This is a genomic window from Huijunlia imazamoxiresistens (genome assembly GCF_037132455.1).
Lineage (GTDB): Bacteria > Bacteroidota > Bacteroidia > Chitinophagales > Chitinophagaceae > Flavisolibacter > Flavisolibacter imazamoxiresistens.
This window is the reverse complement of sequence record NZ_JBBBEI010000042.1, coordinates 13,760-31,636: the sequence shown is the minus strand read 5'-3', so window position 1 is coordinate 31,636 and position 17,877 is coordinate 13,760. Positions and strand designations below refer to the sequence as shown.

Genomic DNA, 17,877 nt, shown 5'->3' with positions numbered 1-17,877 from the left:
ACATACCCTTCAATAATAAAAAGAGGCCTACCGATCTGATCAGTAAGCCTCTGGAAAAGCTATTTTCAGGGATTCCCTATCTACTATTCCTGGGGAAGAAAAATTCCTCTGTTTATCAAGCCCGCTTAGAAATGCGAGATTGATGGTCAATTGGTTAGGGGAAAAACTGCCCCAGGTATTTATTTAAGGAGCTTAGACAGGAAAACTTCCGTTAAGCCTAAGTGAGGAGAAAAGCAACCTCTTATTTGTTACTACCTCAAGGTAAAGTGGTGTTAGAGCAGCTGACTCCTAATCAGTAGGTCTAGGGTTCGAATCCCTGCAGGGTCACTTGATAATGCAGCATTTACGAAGAAGGCGTAGATGCTTTTTATTTTGCACCTAATTTTTCTTATCACCATACCTCGAATGTGCAGGAGGTAAAATCTAGTGTGTAAGCAGTTTGATTTGGCCGACCTCCTCGGAAATTCGGACCGCTGAAAAGAAAAAAGTAATGTAGTGAGTTTGATTACATCGCCTTTTGCACACCATTCGAATTATGCATCCTCGCAAAAGCCCTGACATCCCGAAAGGAGCCGGTTTAAAATGCCAGCGCCATACCATTTTTCAAGGCCTCCTGGTATTTCTCTTCGTTGAATTTGTACAAGGTAGGAGAGCGGTGCTGGCCAATCTTTCTTTTTTCTTCCAGCTTCACCAGTAAATCCAGGGCTGTCAGCTTATTGATAAAATTCCGGCGGTCCAGCTTTTTATTCAGGATGGTTTCGTACAACACATGGATCTCCGTTAAGGTGAACTTTTCAGGCAGCAGGTTCAGGCCGATGGGCTTGAGGTGGATCTGGTTGCGCAGGGTTTCCAGTGCCTTTTCCACCATTTCGTTGTGGTCAAACAACAGGTCCGGAAGGCCATTGACACTGTGCCAGTCAAATTCTTCGGACCAGAAATCAGGCTTCAGCTCGGCTTTGGAATAATCGATGAGGGCATAGTAACCTACGGAAACGGTCCGTCGCAACAGCCAGTTGTCTTCCCCGTATACTTCCAGGAATTCAGGATCTATATATTTTCTGCGCCAGCCTTTCATGCGCTCAGAGTTGTCGCCAAAAATATAGAACTGCTGCAGGTAAATGTTTTCCAAAGAAGTGCGTTCCCAAAGTATCCTGGTAGCGGCATGGATCAGCGTTTCTTCATTTTTTATAAACCCCCCGGGCAGCCCCCAGCCCTTTAAGCCCGCATATTTGGCCAGCAGGATCTTCAATTGCTGGTCATGATAACCAAAGATGACACAATCAATCGTCAGGTTCGGTAAATAGTACTTATCACCATTCCTTAGAAAGTCCTCTAGCTCTGCTTGTACAATCATGTTTCAAATTTATATGCTAAATGGTCTATTCTGCCAATTCTCCCTCCTTACCCCTTTTTTGTATACTATAATTTTACAATTTATGTTCAAAGGTGTTTTTTAAAATCGACTCCTTATCACCTTTTAAAGGGAAAACAACCGGCTTTTTTGTTAATGTGAAAGTTACATATTTAAAACTGTAAAAATTACCATTTAAAATTTGTTTGTTTTACAGCATCGCTTTACCTTCACTTTGTCAATCTGATGAACCTGACTTATTAACGAATGAGAAAGCGCCTGCCTGCTGTATGGTTGTCCGCTGCCGCACCGCGTTCCGGTTGCGCCCGCCGCATCCACATCAAACCATTTCAGTCAAGTAGCGCCTGTAATTTTTTATACCCATAATAAAGAAGTCAAAAGTTGCTCTGCCAGGAAAAGAGTTCTGATGGGAGATTTCCTGTCAGGTGGCCAGATTTTGCCGGAAAGCCAGAAACCGTAATAAACCATATCTAAACATTAAAAACGATTGTTCATGAAAAAGCTTAGTGCTATTTTTTCAGGAATATTTTTCCTGCTGCTGTCTCTCCATGTAAGTGCCCAGGCCCCCGATAAAGGGGATTATTTTTCCGGAAAGTGGAATGTGCTGGTAGAAGGGACCCCGGGAGGCGACGCAAAAATGATTGTCAACCTGGAGCGGAAAGACGGCAAACTTGGTGGTGCTATTCTGGACTCCACCAATAAAGAGGTGGCCAGATTTTCAAAGGTGGAAGAGAGCGAGAAATCAGTGACCGTGTATTTTACCTCCCAGGGGTTTGATGTGTATATGCTGCTGGAAAAAAAGGATGCAGACCATGTGGCCGGCAGTATGATGGATCTGTTTGATGCCAAAGGTGACCGCATAAAAGAAAAAGAAACAAAGACGAAATAACCCTTCAGCAGAGCACTGCCTGCCCTGTTCTCCCGCTTCACGCTTCAGTACAAGCATTTTTTTCCTGTGTATCATTATTTGCTGATCACCCCGTCCCTTTCTTTTAAAAGGGAAGCAGATTCCTTTTGCCCTTTGCCACTGTATGAACCCGGGCCAGCGAAGGGGTGGAGTTGTGCTTTCCCAGGGTGCGGTTGCAGGAATTGAAGTAGCCGTTCTGTTACAGTCCGCCTTCCTTTTTCCTCTTCTAAACATTGTTTGTCTTATGTATTTCCGTTTTTTACTGCCCGTTTTGTTTCCACTGGGCTTGGTTGCCCAGGGAGCCAGGAATCGCCCCACGCCTGTAGGTGGGCACAGTTCTGTCCGGCAACTGGTTGCCGCCATGACGCTGGAGGAAAAAGCGACTCTGGTGGTCGGTACCGGCATGCGCATGGAAGGCAAGGGCCCGGTAGTGGGGGATGCCGACGGCCGGGTTCCCGGTGCGGCCGGCAATACCATGAATAGTTCCCGGCTCGGCATTCCGGGCACCGTGCTGGCCGATGGTCCTGCCGGGGTGCGGATCGATCCCTTCCGAGGCAAAGACAGTTCCCGCTCGTATTATGCCACCGCCTGGCCGGTGGGCATGTTGCTAGCCTCTTCCTGGGATACTTCCCTGGTAAAAAGGGTAGGTGCGGCCTTTGGCAGGGAGATCAAAGAGTACGGCGTGGATGTGATCCTCGCTCCCGGCATGAACATACAACGTGATCCGCTTAACGGCCGCAACTTCGAATACTATTCCGAAGACCCCCTGGTGTCCGGCCTTATGGCCGCTGCCATGGTCAAAGGGATCCAATCCAATGGCGTAGGCACCTCCATCAAGCATTTTGCCGCCAATAACCAGGAGACCAACCGCAATAATGTGAATGTCATCATCAGCGAAAGGGCGCTGCGCGAAATTTACCTGAAAGGTTTCGAAATCGCCGTGAAGCAGGGCCAGCCCTGGACGGTGATGAGCTCCTACAATAAAATCAACGGCACCTATACTTCTCACAGCCATGACCTGCTGACAAAGGTCCTGCGGGAGGAGTGGCGCTTCCAGGGATATGTCATGACGGATTGGTTTGGCGGCAAAGACCCCATCGCACAAATGAAGGCAGGAAATGACCTGATTGAACCCGGCAACAAACGGCAGTCGCAGCAAATCGTGGAGGCGGTAAAAGGAGGCACCCTGGACAGCAACGTGCTGGACCGGAACGTGGAGCGCATTCTCGGCATTATTGTAAAAACGCCTTCGTTTCAAAAATATGCCTATTCCAACAGCCCCGACCTGAAAGCACATGCCGCCCTTGCCCGCAATGCCGCTGCCGAAAGCATGGTGCTGTTGCAGAATAAAGGGCAGGTCCTGCCCCTGGGAAAAGGGCTGAAGGTCGCCTTGTTCGGCAATGCTTCCTATGATACGTACATAGGAGGCACGGGAAGCGGCGACGTGTATGAAGCGTACTCTGTTTCCCTGGCAAACGGGCTGGCAAAGGCCGGCTACAAGGTCCTCGGAGAGCTGGAAAGGAGCTATACCGCTCACATTAAAGAGGACCTGGCAGCCCATCCCAGGCCGAAGCTGGCACTGGGGGCGCCCCGCATGACCCCTGAGCTGGAGCCTGCTTCGGGCGTCATTGAACAAAGCGCCGGGGAAGCCGATGTCGCCCTGTTTACCATTGGCCGCAATGCCGGTGAAGGTGGCGACCGGAAGGTGGAAAACAACTTTGATCTTTCCCCGGCAGAGCAGGCGCTGCTGCGCCAGGTGGCGGCGGCCTTTCATGCCAGGGGAAAAAAGCTGGTCGTCGTCCTCAATACCGGGGGCGTAGTGGAAACGGCCAGTTGGAGGGAAGCTGCCGATGCGATCCTGCTGGCCTGGCAACCCGGCCAGGAAGGCGGCAATGCGGTAGCCGATGTGCTCAGCGGCCGCGTCAACCCCTCGGGCAAACTGGCAACTACTTTCCCGCTGCGGTACGCCGATGCGCCTTCATCCAAAAACTTTCCCGGCACCCCTGCGGAAAAACCCGAAGAGGTGCGCTATGAGGAAGGCATTTATGTTGGTTACCGCTATCACAATTCCTTCGGGGTAAAGCCGGCTTATCCTTTTGGTTACGGCTTAAGCTATACAGACTTCGCCTACAGCCAACTGCAGTTGAGCGCGCCTTCCTTCAACGGGCGGATCACTGCCCGCGTTACCATCACCAATACCGGGAAGGCTGCGGGAAGGGAGGTCATTCAGTTGTACCTCAGCGCACCCGCAAAGATTCTGGATAAGCCTTCGGAGGAGTTGAAAGGATTTGCCAAAACGCGCCTGCTGCAGCCGGGGCAGTCCCAGACCCTCTTCTTCGAGCTGACGGCAAAAGACCTCGCCTCCTTCCATACGGATCCTTCGGCCTGGATTGCCGAATCAGGGACCTATACCGTAAAAATAGCCGCCTCCAGCCAGGACATCCGGCTTTCCCGCTCGTTCGTACTGGCAAAGGACACAGTAGTGGAAAAAGTAAACAAGGCCCTGGTGCCACAGGTACCCTTGAATGAGCTGAAACCGGAAAAGCGACCTCAATAGTAACGGGGCAGGATTACAGGATATTCCCGGCAACAACCAAAACGCAGCTCTATGAAAAGAAATAACTTTAGGGATGGTCCTTAAAACAGGTTTTCCCTGACAATACCAATGTTTCTACCGGCTTTTCATTCCCCTGTTAACAGCCGTTAGCGAACCGGACTGCTGTCCGGTATAGAGAAGTTCCCATATTCACTAACGATTACCTATTCTAAAGACTTGTCATGAAAAAGAAAACGAATATCTACGTTCCGATTCCTTTATTTTTATTATTCTCCCTGTTTACTACCCTGTTTGCAGGCGCCCAGAACTCTGTTTTATCCGGTAAGGTCGCCGACCCCGCCGGCAAAGCGCTTGCCGGTGCTACGGTAAAGATCAAAGAACTCAACAAGGGTACCCAAACCAATGAACAGGGTGCCTTTTCGTTTCCCAATGTACCTGCCACCCCGGTAACGGTCGTCGTTTCTTATGTAGGATACAACACCCGGGAAATGAAAGTATCCGCAGGTAAGGGCCAACTGGTCATTAGCCTTGAAGAGTTCGGCGCACAGGGAGAAGAGGTGGTGGTCACCGGTGTGTTTGACAAACGCAAAAAAATGGAAGCCTCCGTCGCCATCAGTACCCTTTCCGCGGCGCAGGTAGCCAGGCTGGCGCCCGTGAGTGCCGCCGACCTGTTGCGAAATGTTCCGGGGGTTTACGTCAACTCTTCCCTGGGCGAGGTGCGGAATACCGTTTACTCCAGGGGGGTATCGGTGGGCTCCAACGATGGCGCTTCCGGCTACTATTATGTTTCCCTGCAGGAAGACGGGCTTCCGGTTACCAATGCCACCTACAATAACTATGGACCGGACTACTTTTTACGGGCCGATGCCACCGTCGGCCGGCTGGAGGCCGTACGCGGCGGTACCGCTTCCATCATGGGCTCCAATGCACCGGGCGGTATTTTCAACTATATCTCCAAAGAAGGCGGGCCGAAATTTGCCGGTGAATTCAGGGCCAAATATGGACTGGAAGGCGATGGCCGCTTTCCCTATTACCGGGCGGATATCAACGTCGGCGGTCCTTTGGGAAAAGTAAAAGACCTGTATTACAATATCGGCGGGTTTGTCCGCCATGCACAGGGTGCCCGCGACCCGGGATACCCGATGAACCGCGGTTTCCAATGGAAAGCAAACGTGGTGAAGAAGTACAAAACCGGGACACTGAAGCTGTATGCAAAGTATTTGAATGACCACAACGGCTGGTTTGAATTTACGCCCACAGTGGGTTTTTCCGACCCCAAGCCGGCGCCTGGCTTCAACCGTTATTCGTCGGTGCTGATCGCCCCCGTGACCCAGACCTTTGCCCTTAACAGCGATCCGAACAACACGGATACCTATGACTCCCGCAACCTGATTCATTCCCTGGACCGCCAGGGTGGGCTCAACTGGGAGCAGCGCCTGGGCTCCGGCTGGACCGTGAACAATAACCTGCGCTATTCGGATAAGGAAGCCAACTGGAATACAACGGCTATTGTATATCCCCTGGCCTTTGACGACTATATCTCGTACGCCTTTATCGGTGCCATTGCAGCGAACAGTGTTCCCAAATTCGGCACCTATACCTTCCGCGATGCCATTAACGGAAAAGAATACGGCAAAACCATGTTGCTGCCCAATATGGATGCGAACGGCAACTTTATCGGCTTCAATACCCCTGTGCTGGCCAGCAACTTCCCGGGTAAGGAGGTATCCCCGAACTCCCTGTTCTTTAACCCCCTGTTTTATACGAAAAACCATGTACGGGAATTCCTGGACCAGTTTTCCATCAACAAAAAACTCCGGAAAATGAGCTTTACGGCCGGTGGATTTTATGGACGCACCACTATCCGCCGCGTGGATGGGATCGTGGGTATCGGGTTTGGCACCATTGAGGACAAGCCCCGTTTAACCCATATTTCGTATACCGACTTTGGGGGCAAAACCTACCAGGTGACCAACTCCCAGGGCCTGGCGGGCATCGGGGGCGGCGGACAAAGCATAAAAGAGGCCCTGCAGCGCCAAATGGCCCTTTATTTCGGTCATAACTGGCAAATCGGAGACAAGCTGAACCTGGACTGGGGCGCCCGCTACGAGCGGGTGAGCGTAGAAGGATTCAATAATTTGCCCTTTGCCAACCCGCAGGCCAGTGCGCCCGGCTATGGCGGTGTGGACGGCAACCCGCTGACCCTGTATGACAACGGCGGCGGCCTGGTTCGCAAAGACACCCTGTATTATGGCTATGATAAATCCCTTTCCACCTTCTCCTTTTCCGCCGGTCTGAACTATAAGATCAATAACAGCCTTGCCTTTTACGGCCGCTATTCGGATGGCCGCAAGTCGCCCGATGCCACGTTCTTCCTGGGCATGGATGCTCCCGGCAGAACCCTGCTGGAGCCGAAAGCGCAACGGGTGCAGCAGTTGGAAGCCGGCGTGAAGGTGAAAAAGAACAGCCTGAATTTGTTTGTGACGCCTTTTTACAGCGTGTTGAGCAATGTGCCGGAACAGCAGGTAGGCCAAAACCCGGACAATACCATGTATTCCACCCCGTTCCTGCTGAACAAGTACCGTACCTGTGGCGTGGAAGTGGAAGGCGATTATTCGTTCGCAAAGTATTTCAACATCCGCAGCGTGGCGACGCTGCAACAGTCCAAGGCCGTTGATTACAAAGTTTGGATCCTGAATGATCCGGGCCTGGCCGACGATAAAGTCCTGGACAATTCGGGTGGCAGAACCGACAACAGCGCCAACGTGATCCTGAACAACACCATATCGTATAACCGGGATAAATTCTATGGAAGCGTGATCTGGTCATACCTGGGAAAACGCCAGGCGAACATTGCCAATGCCTTTGCCCTGCCGGCCTTCAGCCAGTTCCATTTCTCGGCCGGTTATGACTTCACGAAGCATTTCCAGTTGAGCCTGAACATCAACAACCTCACCAATGTGTACGGTGTGATGAGTTGGTCCCGCCCGGGAACCTTCCTTACAGCTACCGACCGCCAGGGTTATACCAAAGAAATGATGAAGGCCAATCCCAACGCGGTTTATTCCACCATTGCCATTACTCCGAGGGCCTATTACCTGACCGGTACCTTTAAGTTTTAGCGATCCGTGCTGTCCCTTCAGGGGCAGTTCTATCCAAGCAATGGACCTTTTTCCCGGGTCCATTGCTGTTCCTTCCCAAATCATTATTTCATGCAAAAAGTTGTCTCCCTTTCCCTGGCGTTCCTGCTGTCGGCAACAGGCTTTTCCCAAAAGAAAGCCGTTGCCCCGGACACGCTGCACCAACAGTTCCTGTCCCCCTCCAACGGTGCCCGGCCCCGGGTGTGGTGGCACTGGATGAACGGCAACATTTCCACCGAGGGCATCCGCAAGGACCTGGAGTGGATGCACCGCGTGGGTATTGGCGGGTTCCAGAATTTTGACGCCTCGCTCTTTAGCCCGCAGGTTGTGGAAAAACGCCTGACCTATATGACCCCCGGATGGAAAGAGGCCTTCCGGTTGACGACCAAGCTGGCAGATTCCCTAAAGCTGGAAATGGCCATTGCCGGCTCACCGGGCTGGAGCGAAAGCGGCGGCCCCTGGGTACAGCCGGAGGACGGGATGAAAAAGCTGGTGTGGAGCGAAACCCGGGTACAGGGCGGCGCCACTACGGTCCGGCTGACGAACCCTCCCGACGTGGTCGGGCCGTTCCAGGACCTGCCCCGGCAGGCCAGCCTGGGCGGCGGCGGCGGGGTGACCAAAAACCTGTATCAAGACGTGGCGGTGATCGCCTACAAGCTCCCGGATACGGACCTTTCCTTACGGGACCTGGCCCCGGTGGTCACTTCCAGTGCCGGCAGCTTTACCCTGGAGCAGCTGACCGATGGCGACCTGGCCGCCACCAGCCTGCTGCCCTCCGATACGGCCAAGGGATATGGATGGATCCAGTTTGCCTTTGACCGGCCACTGACGGTGAAAGCCATCTCCATGGTGGGCGGTGGAAATAAAGGCTCCTTTGGGCTGAACGGCGATTTTGCCGATACCCGCAGCCTGGAGGTAAGCGATGACGGCCGGAACTTCCGGTGGGTATGTTACCTTCCCGCCGGAGGCGTGCCCCAGCAAACTATTGCAATCCCCCCCACCACGGCCCGGTTCTTCCGGGTAACCGTAAAAAATCCCCCGCCCCCTCCCGATTTTTCAGCTTTCATTGGGGTGGAGCGAAAGGGTGCTCCCAAGCCGCCCCCCGGAACAGGCATCGCCGAATTGGTGTTGCATACCGCTTCCCGGGTGCACCGGTTCGAGGAAAAAGCAGGCTTTGCCCCGGCTGCGGACCTGCAGCAGCATCCCACCCTTGCCGCTACTGACGCCATCCAGCCGGCGGACATTCAGGAGGTTACCGGCCAACTCGGCCCCGATGGCGTTCTGAACTGGACGGTGCCTCCCGGCAACTGGAATATCGTCCGTTTCGGTTATTCCCTGCTGGGCATCACCAATCACCCGGCCCCGCCCGAGGCTACAGGGCTGGAAGTTGATAAGCTGGATCCCGCGGCCATCAACAGGTATTTTGAAAATTACCTCGAACAATACAAAAGCGCCACCGGCGGGCTCATGGGTTCCAAAGGAGGGCTTCAATATATGATCACCGACAGCTGGGAGGCAGGAGGGCAGAACTGGACCGCCCGCCTGCCCCGGGAGTTTCAAAAAAGGAGAGGCTACAGCCTCACCCCCTGGATGCCGGTGCTGACGGGCCGTATCGTAAAAAGTGCCGACGCCAGTGAGCAGTTCCTGTGGGATTTTCGCAAAACCCTGGGCGAGCTGGTGGCCGAATACCATTACGATGGGCTGACCGCCATTTTGCAGCGATACGGCATGAAGCGTTATACCGAGTCGCATGAAGGCGGCCGGGCGCTGATTGCGGACGGGATGGAGGTGAAGCGTACCGCTGCGGTGCCGATGTCGGCCATGTGGACGCCGAATACCTGGACGGGTGAGGATCCCACGGGTTATATAGCCGATATCCGGGAGTCGGCCTCTGTGGCCCACATTTACGGGCAAAACCTGGTGGCGGCCGAATCATTGACGGCTTTCGGTCCCGGCGGCCGGGCCTGGTCGTATTCCCCGGAAACCCTCAAGCCTACGGTGGACCTGGAACTGGCCAGCGGGGTCAACCGTTTTGTGATCCATACCTCGGTGCATCAGCCGGTGGACGATAAAGTCCCCGGCCTGGGCCTTGGGCCTTTTGGCCAATGGTTCAACCGCCATGAAACCTGGGCCGAAGGGGCAAAGGCATGGACGGACTACCTGGCCCGCAGTTCCTATATGCTGCAGCAGGGCACCTTCGTGGCCGATGTGGTGTATTATTACGGGGAAGACAACAACATTACCGCCTTGTTCGGAAAGAAGCTGCCGGAAGTGCCGGCCGGCTATAACTATGATTTTATCAATGCCGATGCCCTGGTGAACCTCTTGTCGGTAAAGGAAGGAAGACTGGCAACCCCCAGTGGGATGCGCTACCGGGTGCTCCACCTGGACAGCAATGCCCGGAAAATGTCGCTGCCGGTACTGCGCAAGATCGCACGGCTGGTGAAAGCCGGGGCGGTGGTCAGCGGTATGAGGCCGGAAGGTTCGCCCAGCCTGCAGGATGACCCGCAGGAGTTCCGGCGGCTGGCAGCCGAAGTATGGGCCTCCGGCAATCCCAGGGTATTTACCGGGAAAACCCCGGGTGAGGTGCTGGCCGCCCTGGATATCGCTCCTGACTTTTCGTATTCCCGGGCGCAGCAGGGTACCCACCTGCTGTACGTGCACCGTACGCTGAAAGACCAGGATATTTATTGGGTCAATAACCGCAACAACCGGGAGGAAAGGGTGGAAGCCAGCTTCCGGGTGAGCGGGAAGGTGCCGCAGGTCTGGCATCCCGAAACCGGGAAAACCGAGCCTGCTTCGTACACTATCGCCAACGGCCAGACGAAGGTGGATCTTTCCTTACTGCCCAACGACGCCTTGTTCGTGGTGTTCGGCGCGCCGGCAACAAAAACCGTCCTGGCCCTTCCCGACAGGAGTGAAAAAGTGATAGCAGTAGCGGATGGTCCCTGGAACGTTACTTTCCAGTCTAACCGGGGAGCTCCGGCAACAGCCCTGTTCGACAGGCTGGATTCTTACACGGACCATTCCGAGTCGGGTATCCGGTATTTTTCCGGAACGGCTGTTTATACAAAGACCATCGATGTGCCGGCAAGTTCTCTCTCCAAAGACGCACAGGTGGTGCTGGACCTGGGTGATGTAAAGAACCTGGCAGAAGTAGTAGTGAATGGCCGGCCGACGGGGACGGTCTGGAAAAAGCCTTTTGTAGTAGATATAACCGGCGCGCTGAAGGCAGGAGAAAATAAGCTGGAGATCAAGGTTACTAACCTGTGGGTGAACCGCCTGATCGGTGATAAGCAGCCGGGCATGGAAAATAAGATCACGTATACCGCTATGTCGTTTTATAAGGCCGACGCACCCCTGCTGCCTTCCGGTTTATTGGGGCCTGTAAAAATAGTGGCCCGGAAGGGGCAGTGATCCGGCGCCGCAAGAAAAGGAAACAAAAACGACCTCGAAAAAACTACAAAAAACTTCAATGAAAATGTTTGTTCATAGACTCAGGCTGTGCGTGGGGGCGGTTTTCGCGCTCCTGATTTTCATCACAGTGGCGGCCTTTCGGCACCGGCCGGCGGCCACTTCCTTCGGGCTGCCCGGCGATACGCTCCAGGGGTTCCGGCTTTATGATTTCGATGCCGCTTTCTTCCGGCAGCCGCCCCGGAAATTTGGCCCCTTTACCCGCTGGTGGTGGCCGGGAAACGATGTCACCGCCCCTGAGCTCAGGCGGGAGGTTGCCCTTTTTGCCGACCATGGTTTTGCCGGGGTGGAAGTCCAGCCCCTGTTCCAGGGCCTGAACCCCAAGGGGGCAGCCGACCAGCTCCAGCGGCAATTCAGCTGGGATACGCCTTCGTTTTACGAACACCTGCGGGTTGTGCTGGAGGAGGCCCGGAAGTCGGGGATAACGGTGGACCTGAACGCAGGCAGCGGGTGGCCCCTCGGCGGGCCGCAGGTTTCGCCTGACTCCAGCCTGCTGACACTGGCCTGTGCCGATACGGTTGTAAAAGGAGGTGGCCTGGTTTCGGTTGCGGTGCCAAAGTTGCACCAGGAAGCCTTTACGGTATCGCCGAAAAGCCCCCTGCAGTTTTACCAGACGGTCCCGGTTTCCTATGCCCGGCTGCAGGCCGTGGTGGTGGCGCGGGTAAAAAAGAAAGAAGGGAACCAGACCTTCCTGGATGCCTCCTCGGTTCGTGACATGACCCGGAAGGTGGGCGGCGGACGCCTTAGCTGGCAGGCTCCGGCAGGGGAGTGGGCAATTCTTTCTTTCTGGTCGATGCCGGATGGGGAGCTGCCTAAATCCATCGCGGCCCGGCCCAAAGGTTTTGTCGTGGATCACCTGGACTCCGGTAAGCTGAAAGCCGGCTACAATTACTTGCTTGGGGCCCGCACCGGCTTGCAGCCCTACTTTGGAAACCCGCTCCGCTCCGTGTTCAATGACAGTTACGAGTTTATGCCCGACAGGCATTTTACGGCCAATTTCCTTTCTTTTTTCCGGCAGCAGCGAGGGTATGATGTAGTTCCTTTCCTGGCGCCGAACCTCAAAAAGTTTTACAACAATGCCTATATCGCTCCTTTCGTCGCCGGACAGCCCTTTGGTTTTGTACTGGGCGAGGAGGACTGGCGGCTGCGTTATGATTATGATCTGACCGTTAGCGACCTGCTGCAGGCGCAGTTGATCCGGCCCAGTAACCGCTGGCTGAATCAAAAGGGGCTGCTGCACCGCACACAGGCTTATGGCGCCCGCATGGACGTGATCGGCGGCAGCGGGGCGGCCGACCTGCCCGAAGCGGAGCAGCTGGCCGGCAACAATTCGGAGGGGTTTCTCAAGCTGGTCACTTCCGGCGCTCATTTGTACAACAAGCCCCTGATCAGCGAAGAAGCTTTTGTATTCCGGGGCCTGGCCGAAATGACCACACCGCAAAAGATCCGGTTGCTGGCCGATAAATCCTTTGCCGCAGGGATCAACCAGCTCATTTACCACGGCACGCCCTATAAATACCAGACCGGCGAGTACGGAACGGAAGGGTGGAGCCCGTTCTCCAGTCCCTTTGACCCCACAAGTAATTTTTCGTCCACCATTAATGAAAGCTGGCCGTTCTGGACCGATATCAAAACGGTAAACCAGTACATTACACGTTGCCAATACACGTTGCAGGCGGGCAGGCCGCACACGGATGTATTGATTTACTTTCCCTTTATCGACTTCTACCCCGAGCAGGTAGCCGCCAACCCGAAAGAAATACTGACCGGCGGTTCTTTTACTGGCGTGGAGCCAGAAGTGCCGGCAGGCATGACACCCCCGCAGCTTGCACCGGAACAGGAGGAGGCTGCAAAGAAGTGGTATGCGGCTATCTGGCCGCTGGTTAACAGGCTGGAAGCGCACGGCATTACCTGGGAATTTGTAAACGATGCCGCCCTGCAGCAGGCTTCCTTCCGGGACGGTAAAATCCGCATCAACGGCAACGGGTATGCCTCATTGGTCCTGGCGCATGCGCCCTACCTGCAGCTGGCCACTGCCAGCAAAATTGCCGGCCTGGCAAAGGCGGGTGCCCGTTTGCTGGTTTTGGGAGCACCTCCGGCCCGTCAGCCTTCTTATCTCCGTTACAAAGAGAATGATGCCCGTACAAAAGGCTATATTCAGGCCGCATTGTCCGGCACTGGTACGCAACAGGTAAAAAGCGAAGAGGGGTTGGGCACCTGGCTGGCCGCCCTCCCGGTACAACTGAAGTTCCGGGAGCAAAATGGGTTCACCCGGACCATCGAGCGGGAAATGAGGGACGGCAGCCGCATAAAGTTTATCTGGAATCAAAGCGACAGCTGGCAGCGAATTAAGGTACAGGCGGCTGATTTCCCCTACCCGTATTGGATGGATGCAGCAACAGGCTCCATTATAAAGAACAGCGGCACGGCCCTCACGTATGTGTTGCCGCCATACGGCTCCGTTTTCCTTCTGGCAGGCCATAGGGAATTGGCTGCGCACCTGCTCACCGCCGGTTTTCCCGATCTTCAAAACAGCACGGAAGTGGCGCGCCTGGAAAGCTGGATGGTAAAAGTGGGCGATACGGTGCTCGCCACCAGCCCTCTGTTTGACTGGAGCAGCCACGAGGCGCTGAAATTTAGGGCTGGCAAAGGAATTTACACCACCTCATTTTCCTTGAAGAAAGAAGATGGAAGGCGATACCTGTTGGATTTGGGCAAGGTCTATTTCACTGCCGAAGTGCAGATCAACGGCCAGCCGGCCGGAAAGCGGGTCTGGGCTCCTTACCAACTGGATATTACCCCCTTTGTGAAGACGGGAACGAATAACGTAGAGATTGAAGTTACCCCTACATACCGGAACGGGTTTATCGGGGAAGCTGTCCGGGGAAATGAAAAGTACGCCCAGTTCAAACGAAAGGAAAAAACCCTGCTGCCCTCCGGCCTGATTGGCCCCGTTATCCTGAAACAATACTGATTACCCAAAAAATATCCATGTACTCATCCTCCACGTGAGGTTTAGCAAACAGCATATGAACAAGAAAAAAACGATTTTTCTTACCGGTGCTTCCGGCAATAGGGGACACGAAGGTTTCCTGCAATTACTTCAGCGAAGGGACCGGTTCAACTTAGTAACCCTGGTATTGCCTGTGAAAAAAGACCGCAAAAAGATGGCGCCCTACGAGGGTTTACCGGGTGTAAAGATCGCGTGGCTTCTCTTGGCTGCCTGGAGGAAGGAGTAAACCTGGCGGCAGAGGTAGAATCCTGTCATTCTTCGTTAATTGTAATTGAATATAAGTTGACCAAAGAAGATGGTATTGAATGTGTGCGGCAATTAAAGGCACATCCGGAATACAGGGCCATTCCTGTGATCATGTGGAGCACGCCAGACATCCTTCTTCACGTAAAGGCTGCTTTTCAGGCCGGCGTGCAATATTATTTTCAAAAACCCTGGAGTATAACGGAACTGGCAGAAAAGTTAAACAGTCTGATTGGATGGACTATTTAACAGGGACTATGCATCATACGGCGGTTAGCGGCATTTAAAAAGGTAATACAAGCAAACAGTAAATAAAAATCGACAAGCAAGCAAGTGTTCGGCTGCCTGTATCCACAGGAGGCCCAATAATTGACAAACAAGCATAGCCGCCTGTTTCTACAGGGGGCTTTTTTTATAGTGTCTGGTTGGTCGCCTACAAGGATAGGTATAACGGAAAATAGGGTAGTGTTATAAACCCTTCCCCAAAAAAAAGGAAAAAAAGAAAGCCTCCGGGATCAGCGGCCCGGGGCCAAAGGGCAAAAAGGAAAAGGAATAAATCAGTGGATGGATGCCGGAGCAAACCCTTTTTGCATCCGGTGCAGGATAGAAGGCTCCAAACAAGTACCTCAGCTTTATGCCGGAATAACTATATTGACGAGTCAATGTTTCCAGGTCGATAACTTGCGTTCTTCCAACAGGGTGAATACTTCGGAAGAGGTCGCCTGGAATTAGTTATATAGAAAGCTTTTTGGCCTTGCAGGCCCGGCCGCTACCTTCGCGTCTTTTTTTTCCTATTCTTCTGGGAGTGTCTTTAGGATTTACGGTTTCCTTTGAAGCTGTTGAAGTCGCTTGGTCTGACCGGTTTTGCGCTAAAAATTTTCTTATATGCTCTTCTTTTCAGCGGTCCGGTTTTATGGGAGGAGACCAGATAGAGATGGGTTATAGGGGGCAGGAAGTTCTATTGCCAGAACTGGGAGTAGATGCGGATGCGCTAAATTTCCCAGACGGAAACTTTTCTTTTTCACCCGCCTATTTAAAACTAGTTGCCGTGGCGACTGAAAAGTAACGGGTGTTAGCTGTTTTTGCGGAACGCCCGAAAGAAGAACTCCAGGTTAATTTCGGCAATTAGAAAAAGGAGTTCATGGTTCTTTTTGTATATTATTTTTTATTGATAATTAGGTTGGATTCCCCGGCTTTTATTTCTTTTGTTTGTTTTCGCTTTCTTTGTGGCTTGCCAATGGCTTCATAAAAACAGGGCTGCTTAGATGGAGGGTCGTGAAATTCCTTACTGGTTAAACGAAACGGAAACTTTGGAACGATTATCCAAAGGGGACCGTGAATTGTATGCACAGGTTTACGCTTACTATCTGCCCAAGCTCTATCATTTTGCGCTCCCCTTCACCAAAAGTTCAAAAGAAGACGCCGAGGAAATTGTTCATGACGTGTTTTTAAAAGTCTGGATGCGGAAAGAGGCCCTGGTAGGGGTCCGGTCGCTGGAGGCCTACCTGTTCAGCATCGCCCGGAACCTGCTGGCCAACCGGCACCGGCGCCAGCAGCACCTGCAGCAGATCGTCACGCAGCTCACCGTAGTCAAAAGTGAAGAGGAGAACACGCTTCAGGACGACATCATCTTTGGTGAATATTACAAAACGGCTCTTGAGGCCATTGAACAGTTGCCGGAAAAAAAGAAGCGGATATTCCTGCTCCGAACCCAGCAGGGGCTAAAACTGGAAGAAATTGCTACGGAGGTACAATTGTCTGTACCTGGGGTAAAGAAGCATTTGTACGATGCATTCGGTTTTATCAAAGAGTATATGCGTCAGCACGGCGATTGGCCTGCCCTGCTGTTATTGCTGCTCCTTCAGGGATAAATCATAAAAATTTCCGGTTTTTTTCGATTTGGAGTATCCACTTTCCTTCTTCATTGGTCTTCCTATAGAAGCCCATGCCCGAAAGCGGGAAAAAAAGGCCGGTAAATAAAAAAATAAAAAAAAGTTCGTTTCGGGGTATCCACTTTCCCTTCTCATTGGTCTTCTTAATAACAGCAAGGTATGAATCAGGAAGAAATCATTTTGTTTTTGAAAAAAATGTCCAACGGAACCGCCACGGAAGGAGAAAAAGCCGCCTTTTACCGGAGCCTGGACCTTTTGGACGAAAATGCCTATCAGCACTTGCTGTTAACATACCAGGAGCTCATTCAAAAAAGGGAATACCCAGAGTCCGCGGCCCTGCACGTAAAACGGCGACTGGAAGAAAGCCTGGATGGGTGGGAAGAGCAGGACGAACCGAAAATCATCCGGCGCTGGAACCGCAGCAGATGGGCAACTGTTGCCGCTGCCGCCTCCGTGCTTTTGGTGATTGCGCTGGGCTGGTTATTCTTTTTCCAAAAGGAGCCGGAAGCACCTGTTGTTCTCCGCCCGGGCAATACGGTTGACCGCACGGTAGCGGTTATCCGGCACGAGCGCAATTCTTCCGGCAAAGAAAAAAGGATTCAACTGCCGGATGGGTCGTTGGTGGTGCTGGCCAATGCGAGCGAGATCAGTTACCAGGACCCTTTTTACGAAAAACGGGATATCACCCTGTCCGGAAAGGCTTATTTTAAAGTAGCAAAGGACAAGGCACGGCCCTTTACCGTTCTGAGCAAGCAAATCACCACCACGGCCCTGGGCACCGAATTCACCGTTACCGCCTTTAAGCAGGAGAACCGCATTATTGTCCGGTTATATGAAGGTAAAGTGGTCGTCAGGGCGGTCAATAAGGGAGACAGGAAGCTGAAGAAAGAAGTGTACCTGGCGCCCGGCCAGGAACTGGTTTACGGCGGTGCCTCGGCAGCCAAAGCACAAGACTTTAAGCTGCAGAAGGCCGATGCCCCCGAGCAAATCATGAACGGTGAGCTGTCGCGCGACAATCCTTCGCTGCCGGAGGATGCCGAAGGGTACTGGTTCATGTTCAACAACCAGGCACTGGGATCGGTATTCGGGGAATTGGAGAAACTGTATAATGTTCGGATCAATTACAATGACAGTGACGTTCAACATATCTATGTCACCGGTAAATTCAACAGATCGGATTCATTAGAATATATTCTGAAACAAATAAGCCTTCTGCACAACCTTACGGTAACCAGGAACAGCAATGCATATACCGTAAGTAAATAAGCCGGAAAATAAG

General features: G+C 53.0%; 11 protein-coding genes. 10 read left to right on the top strand and 1 reads right to left on the bottom strand.

What is annotated here, in order from left to right:
• Positions 1-577: 577 nt before the first annotated feature.
• A complete protein-coding gene (locus tag V9K67_RS25360) occupies positions 578-1,354 on the bottom strand; it encodes an NUDIX hydrolase (RefSeq protein ID WP_336727646.1) in 777 nt (258 codons plus the stop codon).
• 511 nt (positions 1,355-1,865) lie between these two features.
• Here V9K67_RS25360 and V9K67_RS25355 point away from each other — a divergent pair.
• The 10 genes from V9K67_RS25355 (at position 1,866) to V9K67_RS25310 (ending at position 17,864) form a co-directional block, all read left to right on the top strand.
• Complete coding sequence (locus V9K67_RS25355; RefSeq protein WP_336727645.1) at positions 1,866-2,261, top strand: hypothetical protein; 396 nt, start codon at positions 1,866-1,868, stop codon at positions 2,259-2,261.
• Between the two features lie 379 nt (positions 2,262-2,640).
• Entirely contained in the window at positions 2,641-4,836 is a 2,196-nt protein-coding gene (locus tag V9K67_RS25350; protein WP_336727643.1) for a beta-glucosidase, read from the top strand.
• A gap of 221 nt (positions 4,837-5,057) precedes the next feature.
• Positions 5,058-7,958 (top strand): TonB-dependent receptor, encoded by a 2,901-nt coding sequence (locus V9K67_RS25345; protein ID WP_336727641.1) that lies wholly within the window; start codon positions 5,058-5,060, stop codon positions 7,956-7,958.
• Positions 7,959-8,048: 90 nt separating this feature from the next.
• Positions 8,049-11,393, top strand: a complete 3,345-nt coding sequence (locus V9K67_RS25340) for a glycosyl hydrolase (protein ID WP_336727639.1) — start codon at positions 8,049-8,051, stop codon at positions 11,391-11,393.
• Positions 11,394-11,457: 64 nt separating this feature from the next.
• Positions 11,458-14,424, top strand: a complete 2,967-nt coding sequence (locus tag V9K67_RS25335; RefSeq protein ID WP_336727638.1) for a glycosyl hydrolase — start codon at positions 11,458-11,460, stop codon at positions 14,422-14,424.
• A gap of 55 nt (positions 14,425-14,479) precedes the next feature.
• On the top strand, positions 14,480-14,689 hold the full coding sequence (locus V9K67_RS25330) for a hypothetical protein (protein WP_336727635.1): 210 nt from the start codon (positions 14,480-14,482) through the stop codon (positions 14,687-14,689).
• Positions 14,656-14,955 carry a response regulator gene (locus V9K67_RS25325; RefSeq protein WP_336727633.1) on the top strand — a complete coding sequence of 100 codons (300 nt, stop codon included), beginning with the start codon at positions 14,656-14,658 and terminating at the stop codon, positions 14,953-14,955. The genes V9K67_RS25330 and V9K67_RS25325 overlap by 34 nt, the downstream gene beginning before the upstream one ends.
• A gap of 556 nt (positions 14,956-15,511) precedes the next feature.
• Complete coding sequence (locus tag V9K67_RS25320) at positions 15,512-15,772, top strand: hypothetical protein (protein ID WP_336727631.1); 261 nt, start codon at positions 15,512-15,514, stop codon at positions 15,770-15,772.
• 244 nt (positions 15,773-16,016) lie between these two features.
• Positions 16,017-16,577, top strand: coding sequence for an RNA polymerase sigma factor (locus V9K67_RS25315; RefSeq protein ID WP_336727630.1), 561 nt, complete (start codon positions 16,017-16,019; stop codon positions 16,575-16,577).
• Between the two features lie 180 nt (positions 16,578-16,757).
• Positions 16,758-17,864 carry a FecR family protein gene (locus V9K67_RS25310; protein ID WP_336727629.1) on the top strand — a complete coding sequence of 369 codons (1,107 nt, stop codon included), beginning with the start codon at positions 16,758-16,760 and terminating at the stop codon, positions 17,862-17,864.
• Positions 17,865-17,877 lie beyond the last annotated feature (13 nt).